Source organism: Limisphaera ngatamarikiensis, from assembly GCF_011044775.1.
In the GTDB taxonomy this organism is placed as follows: Bacteria; Verrucomicrobiota; Verrucomicrobiia; order Limisphaerales; family Limisphaeraceae; genus Limisphaera; species Limisphaera ngatamarikiensis.
The window spans coordinates 50,352-51,706 of record NZ_JAAKYA010000081.1 but is presented as its reverse complement, the minus strand read 5'-3'; positions in this window follow the sequence as shown (position 1 = coordinate 51,706).

The window sequence follows — 1,355 nt, the reverse complement described above, 5'->3', positions numbered from 1 at the left end:
ACTTTTTGTTGGTGGACTCGTCCTGGATTTATTTCCATCATCAAGCGACCACCCCCGGACCTTTTGGTGTGAGCCTTGGAATCCTCAAGTTATTGCCGCCCATGGACGTTTGCGTGGATGCGCGGTTCAGCTGGTGAGCGGTGATGCGTGGACGTTTCCCGAGCAGGTTGGCAGTAGGATGTGCGGCGCTGGTTGCGGTTGCTGTGGCGGCAGCCGGCTGCCAGCCGAGGAAGGTGCTCTGTTACGGCGCTAGAGGGAGCTCTACTGAGCCCATCGAGGGTGAGCTTCTAATCGCGCGGGGGTATGATCTGCAAGACAGGGATCGTCGGCGACAGGAGCAGAATCTGCTGTATGCGCTCATTTTATTTCCGGATTTAGGGCCGACGGAGGGCATGGACAGTAGCTTTCAATGGGGCTTAAAGCATGTCGTGTTCACGAGAGCCTACAAGACGAGTACGGGTTGGGTGCGAATGGAGTTGAAGTGGGACGACTGGAATGACGTAGTGTGGGTGGCGGGCAAGCCGTATGAGCGGGCGCGAGGGAATGCGTTGGTTGTGATTCGCTGGCCGTCCGGGGCGACAGATGTGACGCAGCTGCCAGGTCCCGGGCCGCACGTTACAGCGGCAGACGCTTTGGAGCACTTCCAGAAGCTGATGAAAAGCAACGCTTTGATCTCCAGCGTGAGGTTGCGGTCGGCGCGATAAGGCATGGTGGTGGGGCAGAGGCGGTGCGCCAGCAATGGCCAACTGAAGGCTGCCAGGGGCCGGGCGGCATGCTTCTGTGATCGGCGTGCCGGGGGGGCGAAGGAACTGCTCCACCAAGGGACCAAGGTGCCTTGCTGCGGATGGGGGGCTAGGGAGGAGGAGGACGATCTTCAAAGGCTTTGTGGAGGGCATTGCTGGAGTGGGGGCGCATCCCGGGTCTGTTGAAAAGTTGCCCGGATACTTGATCCGAGGGGTGTAGGCGTCGTTGGACGAGTTTGCACGTCCGGCCTGAATCGCAACCGGAGGGCATCGGCGTCCTCAACCTCAGCCCCAGCGTCCAACCCATCGGATGCTTTGGCCAGCGTGCTTTGGGCGGATGTGGCGTTGCGATGAACTTCAAAGGTGCAGAGGGCGCACGGGGAGGTGCATGGGGCTCAGGATGCTCGTAGCCGTACAGCGTGTAGGGAAGCGCCGGGGGGGGCGCGGCTGCTTACCAGCCGAGTGGCGGTCTGGATGCCGTGGGGTGAGCGAGGACGGCGACCGTCCTGCAGTGGGTGTGACGGCGCAGACTGGGGGGACCTTGTCCTCACGGTCCGTAGAAAGATGTGGGCACAGGGGACTGTGCCCCTTCTAGGAGTTCCCATGGGAGGG